Raw genomic sequence first — 8,637 nt, forward strand, 5'->3', positions numbered from 1 at the left:
GCTAGCGCCCTCCCCAAACATTATTCAGTACAATCGCAATAACGACCCCAGAACCAATCGCGCCCGCTACAAAAATGGCGTCTACAGTGCGAACAATGCCGCTGATGATTTGCCGCGAAAGAATTTCCCGAATCGCATTGGTGATGGCCACCCCAGGAACCAACGGCATGAGGGCACTAATAATAATATTGCCGGAACTATCGCCCCACCCGATGCTCACCAGTAATTCAGCTAAAATGGCCACCACAAAGGCACCAGTCGCTTCTTTGAAATAAGGCGTCGTCGTGCGGCGACCGACATACTCAGCCGCAAGATAACCAAAAATACCAACAAAAAAGGCTAAAGCCAAATCACCATTTGTCGCTTTGAAAAGCAGCATTGGCGCGACCGAAACCCAACCGGCGCCCAGAATCCGCGCCCACCATGGGAAATTAATGACTTGGTGATCAATTCGCGCAACTTCTTGCTTAAGGGCTTCAAATGTTATCCGATGAGCGACGAATTCACGTGACAGTTGATTCAACTCATCGACCTTTTGCAAGTTGAATCCGCCTAATGTTGATTTGATTAAGCGCGTACGACTTTCGTTCTCCAAACTGACAAAAACTGCCGTAATCGTGGCATAACACGCAACGCTTGCCCCTGCCGCATGCCCGATATATTCCACGGTTGTCTCAATCCGTGATGTCTCGGCGCCGGCATTCAGTAAAATCTCTCCCACCTTGCCGCAGACTTCTAAAATTTCCTCTGTTCCTGGTTGACTCATCGCGTTTGCTCCTCAAGATCGCGTTTCCGCATTTTGCATTTTATTAATTGTCGGCTTTTTTGATAGCGGTGGCAAGTGATGACATTAGGCAATCATCAGCAAATTTTTCTGAAAAGGTTTTTCATTTATTAACCCCTTAAACAAATGAAAACACAAGCGCGTTATGGCGTGTTAAAACCAATGAAAGAAATAAATAACAAAACATAACCAATGCCTAAAAATGCGATTATCAGCAGTAGCGCCAAAGCCAGTTTCACTGCTAATGAAAAATCTTTTCTGCGCAAAATGACGACTATCCCAAGTCCTAATAAGATGAGCACCAGAAATAAAAAGAAAAAAAGTAGTGCTCTAGATGTCCAAAAGCCTAACATGGTTACCACTCCTCTAATTTCATCTTGCTACTTAGCCGTTCCCCATTTTTTAAATCGATAATTCGCCGACAGTGACAAGGCAAAAAGGCGTCATGTCCAGTAGACTTTTTCAGCTTATCAAAGGTTGCTTCAAAGCACAAAACTGTTGCTTCTCATGATCACGCGCCCCCGTCCAAGGCTACACATGTCGGTCTCTTCCCGGGCTGGCTTGGCATCAAAAAAACCGAATCGCCAGCTAGTTTGGCAATTCGGTTTCCAATTTATTGGGCCACTTTACTAATGCGTCCCTGCTCAATGTACACTGACAAAATCGCCACATCAGCAGGATTGACGCCGCTGATACGACTCGCCTGCGCAATGGTTTCTGGCTGGATTTTAACCAACTTCTGACGTGCTTCAGTTGCCAAACCATTGATGGCCGCGTAGTTAATACGTAGCGGAATCTTTTTGCCTTCTAGGCGCTTCAGTTTGGCGACACTGGCTTCTTCCTTTGCAATATAGCCAGCATACTTAATTTGAATCTCAACCTGCTCAATGACACGATGATCCAAAGTCGGATTATCTGGCAAGAATTGCGCCATCGTCTGATAGTCGATTTCCGGCCGCTTCAGGAAGTCGCTAGCCAAGACGCCATCCTTAAGTGGCGCATAATGATGGGCCTCTAGCCATGGATTCACGTCTTTAGGCTTCAACCGGGTCGTATTCAGCCGGTTAAGTTCAGTTTCAATGGCCTGACGCTTTGCCAAAAATTCAGCATAGCGCTCATCGCTAATTAAACCAAGCTCATGGCCCATTGGTGTCAGCCGCAGATCGGCATTGTCATGGCGCAACAAAAGTCGATATTCAGCACGGCTGGTCAACAGGCGATAAGGTTCATTCGTGCCCTTAGTCACCAAATCATCAATCATCACACCAATATAGGCATCGGAACGCTTGAGCGTGAACGGCCCTTTGCCTTGGGCACGCAACGCCGCATTGATGCCAGCCATAATGCCTTGGCCAGCTGCTTCTTCATAGCCGCTGGTACCATTCATCTGGCCGGCAGTGAAAAGATTATCAACGACTTTGGTTTCTAACGTGGCCTTCAGTTGCCATGGCTCGATCACATCGTACTCAATTGCATACCCGGCACGCATGAGTTCGGCATGTTCCAACCCAGCCACACTATGCAGCATTTTCAGTTGAATTTCTTCTGGCATAGAAGTCGAAAAATCACCGACATAGTATTCGGAGGTATCGCGACCTTCTGGCTCTAAAAACAGTTGATGCCGCGGCTTGTCAGCAAAACGAACGATCTTATCCTCAATTGATGGGCAATAGCGCGGGCCAACCCCTTTGATCACACCGGAAAACATTGGCGCCCGATCCAAATTATCGCGAATAATTTGATGGGTCGTTGCATTAGTGTAAGTCATCCAGCAACTAAGCTGATCCTTCAAATAAACTGAATCCGGCGTCGTGAAGCTAAAATGATTCGGAGTCTTATCGCCAGGCTGTTCCTCGGTTTTATCAAAGTCGATGGTGTTGCCATTGACTCGCGGCGGAGTCCCGGTTTTAAATCGCCGCAATTTGAAGCCGAGCTGTTCAAGATTTTCTGACAGCTTGATACTTGGCAGGCTGTTATTAGGGCCAGAACTGTACATCAACTCACCGATGATAATCTTGCCGCGAGAACTGGTGCCTGCGGTCAAAACAACACTCTTGGCCCGATACATTGCGCCAGTTGCCGCCACGATACCGACAGCTTGGCCATTTTCGACGAGCACCTCAGTAGCGAGGCCTTGACGCAGATCCAGATTTGGCGTGTTTTCAATCACGTGTTTCATGCTGCGGTGATAGGCTGCCTTATCAGCCTGGGCCCGTAATGCACGAACGGCTGGGCCCTTGCCGGTGTTAAGCATCCGCATCTGAATATATGTTCGATCAATATTCTTGCCCATTTCACCACCGAGTGCATCAATTTCACGCACTACGATTCCCTTGGCTGGGCCGCCCAGACTTGGATTACACGGCATAAACGCCAGCATTTCCAAGCTGATCGTCAATAGTAACGTCTTTTGGCCCATCCGCGCGGCTGCCAAAGCGGCCTCACAACCAGCGTGACCAGCACCAACAACGATGACATCATAGGTACCGGCTTCAAATTTTTTGACATCAGGCATTCGATTTCCTCCATGAATAAGTTTCTAATTGGCACTGAGCTTTACTTGCCCAAGCAGAATTGACTAAACAATTGGGTGATTAGTTCATCTGGCGCACTTTCACCAGTAATTTCACCAAGTTTATCCCACGCCGCAGTCATGTCGATTTGCACGAGATCAATTGGCATACCAGCATGGATTCCGGCGATCACAGCGTCCAAGCTCTTGTTGGCTTGGCGTAATAGCCCGATCTGCCGAGCGTTGGAAACCATCACTGTTGTTTGGCTATTTTCGATGCCGCCGAAGAACAACTTCGCAATCCGTTCGTCTAAGGCATCCATGCCTGCGCTAGTCGGGATAGCGGTCTTGATGATTTCATCCGGCGAAACCAACTTCAACAAGGCGGTGGTATCTAGCTGTGCAGGTAAGTCCTGTTTATTCAAAACGATAATCCGTTTTTTATTAGCTGTTGCTTGAATGAGCTGTTCGTCTTCATCCGTCAATGGTTCACTTTGATCCAACACTAGCAAAATCAAATCGGCTTGTGTGATGGCTTGACGTGAGCGTTCAACACCGATTTTCTCGACTTTGTCAGTCGTGTCATGAATACCGGCTGTGTCGACCAGTTTTAGCGGGACACCACGCACGTTGACATACTCCTCTAGCACATCACGAGTCGTACCAGCTACATCGGTCACAATCGCTTTATCCTCATGCAACATGTGATTTAACAGCGAACTTTTTCCAACGTTGGGACGGCCAACAATTGCGGTGGCTAAACCTTCGCGCAAGACCTTGCCTTGACTGGCGGTACTCAGCAAATTGCTGATAGCTTTTTGAACGGTTTGCGCCTTTTCAAGCAGCATTTTGGTGGTCATTTCATCAGTATCATACTCAGGATAGTCAATGTTGACTTCCACCTGTGCCAACACTTCGAGGATTTCCTGACGAAGGCGTTTGATCAATGTATGCAGATTACCGTCTAGCTGATTGACTGCCACCTGCATCGCCCGATCGGTTTTGGCTCGAATCAGATCCATGACCGACTCAGCTTCTGTGAGATCAATGCGGCCGTTCAGGAATGCCCGTTTGGTGAACTCACCTGGCTCAGCCATCCGTGCGCCTTCGCCTAAGAGCAACTGCAAAATGCGGTTAGTGGCAACAATACCGCCATGACAATTAATCTCGACAACATCTTCACGGGTAAAGGTCTTAGGTGCCAACATGACACTAACCATGACCTCATCAATCAACTCGCCGCTTTCAGGGTCGACAATATGGCCATAATGAATCGTATGGCTTTTAACCTGCGAGAGGTCTTTTCCCTTGAAAACTTGATTAGCTGTCGCTACGGCTGTCTCACCGCTGAGCCGAACGATGCTGATAGCACCTTCGCCAGGCGGGGTGGAGATGGCAGCGATGGTGTCGTACGCAGTGATGGATGCAGACATTTGAAAGACTCCTTTTTGAGATGATTCGGTAAGAACAATGAGTTGATGGGATTGGACACGGCAGGCGACTGAGGCGGATGAGTGATGTGGCGGCCTCTGAAACACGCAATGGAATTGTAGAGCCTGCATGTAGGGATTTGTGTGGTAAAGGCCAATCCCTTCATGGCCTCTGAAACGCGCAATCAGGCGCATCTCGGCTATGCGAAGGACAGTCCAACCAGATGGCCCAAAGCCCAGACTTTCTGGTTAAGGGGCTAGGCGGTTCCGAAACGCGCAATCAGGCGCAGAAACCTGCACATAAGGACATCAGACCTAAATGGCAAAACCAGCCATTAGGTCTGATGCCACTTATGCTCCGGTTTCTAACCGCGTCTGATTGCGCTCTACAAAAAAAGCGCAAAATCCAGTCTTTCCCCCTATCAGGGAAAGACTGGATAAAGCACTTTGACTACTTCATCGTTATTAAACTGTGACTATCATACTTAAGCAACGGTCACTTGTCAAAAGTTAGTTACGGTCTTTTGGGTGTGACTACGACATATCGCCGAGGATCGACGCCTTCTGAATGGGTCTCAACGTACGTATTGTCCACAAGTGTCGTATGAATCGTTTTGCGTTCAAATGATGGCATCGGGTCGAGATAGACGGCTTTGCCAGTTGCTAAAACCTCGCGAGCGGTGCGTTCTGCTAAACGTGTGACGGTCGCCTGCCGTCGTTCGCGATAATCGCCGACATCAAGCATGATTGTCCATTTACTTTTGGCATAATGATTGAACTCAGTTTGGGCTAAGTATTGAATTGCATTGATGATTTTGCCATGCTTACCGATCAACAGGCCTTCTTCATCTGTTTTCAACTGAAATGTGACCGTGTTACCTTGCCGTTCACTTGTGACTTGAGTGTCGATCCCCATACCAGTGGTGATGTCTTCCAGATAACTCTGCACCATGGCCAATGCGGTTTGATTATCTCGCTTTTTGGTGGTGATATCGTTGAAAGCACTGGCAATTTTCTTGCCTGCACCATCAGTTAAAGCCGTTGCAAGTTTTTTCCCTGCCCGCGGTTTGGCAGGCGGATCGTCGCTTGGCGTCGGATCAGCGTCTATCGGCGGTTCCAAGGGTTTTAAATTAACAATCGCTGGCTTACGCATCAAGCCCAGAAATCCGTTCTTATTTTCTCGAACGACTTCAACGCTAACGGCATCACGCGGCAAGCCAAGCTGCTTGAGACCAGTTTCGATGGCTTTTTGAATCGTACTGCCTTGAAAGGTTGGCATCTTGCTTCCTCCCGTTGTTATTTACGCCGTTTGGTTGCTTTTTTGTACGCTCGCTTGAGTGCCCGTTCTTTTTCTTTTTCAGCCTGCGCTTTTGCTTCACGTTCGCGGCGAATCTTGAATGGGTTCTGGATCAGCAACTGCTGAATCATTGAAAAGGCATTGGTAACTACCCAGTAAATGGCCAGCGCACTTGGCAAGGTAATTGAGAAAACGAAAATCATGACAGGCGAGACGATCATCATGAGCCAGCTGCTAGAATTACGCGTTGGTTGTGCCATCATGGATAAGACACTAGTACCCAACGTGAATAAAGTTGCCAGAATCTGCATAATCCACAACGGATCTGGTTGTGACAGGTTCATCCAAAGGAAAGTACCAGTTTGCAGTGATGATGTGCGCAAAATTGCTTGATACAGCGCAATCAGGAATGGCATCTGGATCACAATCGGCAGACAGCCCATCACTGGGTTAACCCCAGCTGAAGCATAAAGTTTCTGTGTTTCATCACGCAGTCGTGTCTGGCTTTCCGTATCCTTTGAACTGTACTTCTTTTGTAGTTCTTTTAGCTGCGGCGCAATTTCCTGCTGTTTGGACATGCTCTTGATTGACATGTAACTCAGCGGGAAAATCAAAATTCGGATGATCAAGGTGAAGGCAATAATCCCGACACCAGGGTTGCCACCGAACAAATTCGCCAGCCAGATAACAAATTGACCGGCTGTGTAGACAACATAGCGATCCCAGAACCCCGTACTATTTTGCGTAACGGGTCCGGTTCCGCAGGCCGTCAAAATGAAGACCAGACTTAGCATGCTCAAAATGACGAGCACACGTTTGATTTGACGATTTTTCACAAATGATCCCTCTCTTTTTTAAACGCGGTCGCTAGGCGCAGAAATCTGCACAGAAGGACCTCAAATTTAAATGGCTAAAGCCCAGCCATTTAGATTTGAGTCCGCTTATGCTCCGGTTTCTAAACGCGCCTGCTCACGCTCTGGTCAGATGACCTCGATGTCTTCGTTCAGGATGCCAGCCAATCGCATGACATGAATCAAATTTTTCTTGGTGCCAGCCATGTCGAGCTGGTTAGCAGATTTACGTGCAATAACCAAAAAATCGGTTTGCGCGTCAATATTAGGTTTTAACTCCAGTAAACTTTGCCGAATATAGCGCTTAATCTGGTTACGCATGACCGCAGTGTGGCCAACTTTCTTCCCCACTGAGATACCAACACGAAAATGCGGTTGGTCGCGTTTCATGTGATAGATCACAAAATTGCGGTTGGCAACCGAATCGCCATGGTCAAACACATTCTGAAATTCAGCTTCTTTTTTGATCCGATATGACTTGCGCAATGATGCTCCCTCACAATCTGGTTCTAAGTATACAAGATGACTCGGTGTTTTCCTATATGTATCAGCGGTTTGTTGACGGTTTCTAATCTGCACATTGAAATTAAGCTGTTGAGCAGAAAATGAACGGCAACGACCAACGATTGGGCCATTGCCGTTCATTGGGGTCATGCTGCTGCCGCCGAAACGCGTGAACAAGCGCAGAAACCTGCACGTAAGGACCTAAGTCGCAATGACCAAAGACCGGTCATCACGACTTAGGCCGCTTACGCTCCGGTTCCTAACCGCGTTTGTTTGCGCTCTAAAAAAAACCACTGACGCGGTCAGTGGCTTAGGCAGATAATACTTTACGTCCTTTAGCGCGACGGCGTGCTAAAACTTTGCGGCCGTTCTTTGTGCTCATCCGCTTCATGAAACCATGAACACGTTCACGGTGACGTTTCTTTGGTTGGAAAGTCCGTTTGGTTGTCATTGACGACACCTCCTATGAAAAACGATTTATCTTATTAAGATGACTTGCATTATCAGACATCATCCTAGTTTACACGAGGAAGCAACTATCGTCAAGGTTTTTTCCATTGAAAGCAGGATCTCATGATGATGACACGACATCCACAGATAGTTATGAACCTGTGGATAACTTGTGTCTCAAATTTTTAGGTTTCGGTCATTTCCACAAACCAATCACAGGAAATTCGCAGATAAACAGGGGTGTGAAGAAAGTTATCCACAAGTTGTCAAAGCCCTGTTCATATCTTGTGAAACACTTACTGCTACAAGGTTTTTGTTCCACAGTGTTAATGTGCATAACTGCGAATTTATTGTCATCTCGCTTTCGTTGTCCCCGACCTTGGGGATAGTCTGTTCGCACCCTGTTCATTTCTCAATTTTTTGTTTGTGGAAAACTGTGCTTTCTGTGGAAAACTTACGCCAGCAATGCTAAACTTATTTTTACAGAGCACTCGCATGCCCGGTTAGAAACCGGAACATAAGTGGCCTCGAGTCTAAATGGCTGCTCTTTGGCCATTTAGACTCGAGGTCCTTATGTGGAGGTTTCTGGGCATGCGAGCGCGTTTCAGCAGAGCGTGAATTGGCGCGTTCAGTAACCGAAGTGTAAGCGGCCTTGACTGTGATGACCGGGCTTTGGTCAATACAGTCAAGGTCCTTACACGCAGGTTTCGGTGCCAATGAGCGCGTTTTTATATAGGAATGTCCGTCATCACTCGTCAGCATAGCTATAAGCTGGTTTGCTACCGGACATAATTGGAGGAGGGGCATGA

The 8,637-nt window shown here is 47.5% G+C and carries 8 protein-coding genes; all 8 read right to left on the reverse strand.

What is annotated here, in order from left to right; translation table 11 throughout:
* Nucleotide 1: 1 nt before the first annotated feature.
* Nucleotides 2-766 carry a threonine/serine exporter family protein gene (locus LBPC_RS14650; protein WP_003568534.1) on the reverse strand — a complete coding sequence of 255 codons (765 nt, stop codon included), beginning with the start codon at nt 764-766 and terminating at the stop codon, nt 2-4.
* A gap of 161 nt (nt 767-927) precedes the next feature.
* The gene (locus tag LBPC_RS14655; protein WP_003568420.1) at nt 928-1,137 is read right to left on the reverse strand and encodes a hypothetical protein; all 210 of its coding nucleotides are present in this window, start codon (nt 1,135-1,137) and stop codon (nt 928-930) included.
* A 260-nt stretch (nt 1,138-1,397) separates the two neighbouring features.
* Nucleotides 1,398-3,299 carry a tRNA uridine-5-carboxymethylaminomethyl(34) synthesis enzyme MnmG gene (gene mnmG, locus LBPC_RS14660; RefSeq protein WP_003572790.1) on the reverse strand — a complete coding sequence of 634 codons (1,902 nt, stop codon included), beginning with the start codon at nt 3,297-3,299 and terminating at the stop codon, nt 1,398-1,400.
* Between the two features lie 41 nt (nt 3,300-3,340).
* A complete protein-coding gene (mnmE, locus tag LBPC_RS14665) occupies nt 3,341-4,729 on the reverse strand; it encodes a tRNA uridine-5-carboxymethylaminomethyl(34) synthesis GTPase MnmE (RefSeq protein WP_003568424.1) in 1,389 nt (462 codons plus the stop codon).
* Between the two features lie 511 nt (nt 4,730-5,240).
* Nucleotides 5,241-6,005 carry an RNA-binding cell elongation regulator Jag/EloR gene (gene jag / locus LBPC_RS14675; protein WP_003572793.1) on the reverse strand — a complete coding sequence of 255 codons (765 nt, stop codon included), beginning with the start codon at nt 6,003-6,005 and terminating at the stop codon, nt 5,241-5,243.
* A gap of 17 nt (nt 6,006-6,022) precedes the next feature.
* On the reverse strand, nt 6,023-6,859 hold the full coding sequence (gene yidC / locus LBPC_RS14680) for a membrane protein insertase YidC (RefSeq protein WP_016365313.1): 837 nt from the start codon (nt 6,857-6,859) through the stop codon (nt 6,023-6,025).
* A 144-nt stretch (nt 6,860-7,003) separates the two neighbouring features.
* Complete coding sequence (gene rnpA / locus LBPC_RS16855; protein WP_012492235.1) at nt 7,004-7,360, reverse strand: ribonuclease P protein component; 357 nt, start codon at nt 7,358-7,360, stop codon at nt 7,004-7,006.
* 328 nt (nt 7,361-7,688) lie between these two features.
* Complete coding sequence (gene rpmH / locus LBPC_RS14690; RefSeq protein WP_003568442.1) at nt 7,689-7,829, reverse strand: 50S ribosomal protein L34; 141 nt, start codon at nt 7,827-7,829, stop codon at nt 7,689-7,691.
* Nucleotides 7,830-8,637 lie beyond the last annotated feature (808 nt).

The organism is Lacticaseibacillus paracasei subsp. paracasei (assembly GCF_000829035.1).
Classification (GTDB): Bacteria; Bacillota; Bacilli; order Lactobacillales; family Lactobacillaceae; genus Lacticaseibacillus; species Lacticaseibacillus paracasei.

What these genes read in the sequence shown, in the direction of transcription:
- LBPC_RS14650 (WP_003568534.1), bottom strand. Translation starts at nt 766, where the DNA reads ATGAGTCAACCAGGAACAGAGGAAATTTTAGAAGTCTGCGGCAAGGTG.
- LBPC_RS14655 (WP_003568420.1), bottom strand. Translation starts at nt 1,137, where the DNA reads ATGTTAGGCTTTTGGACATCTAGAGCACTACTTTTTTTCTTTTTATTT.
- mnmG (WP_003572790.1), bottom strand. Translation starts at nt 3,299, where the DNA reads ATGCCTGATGTCAAAAAATTTGAAGCCGGTACCTATGATGTCATCGTT.
- mnmE (WP_003568424.1), bottom strand. Translation starts at nt 4,729, where the DNA reads ATGTCTGCATCCATCACTGCGTACGACACCATCGCTGCCATCTCCACC.
- jag (WP_003572793.1), bottom strand. Translation starts at nt 6,005, where the DNA reads ATGCCAACCTTTCAAGGCAGTACGATTCAAAAAGCCATCGAAACTGGT.
- rpmH (WP_003568442.1), bottom strand. Translation starts at nt 7,829, where the DNA reads ATGACAACCAAACGGACTTTCCAACCAAAGAAACGTCACCGTGAACGT.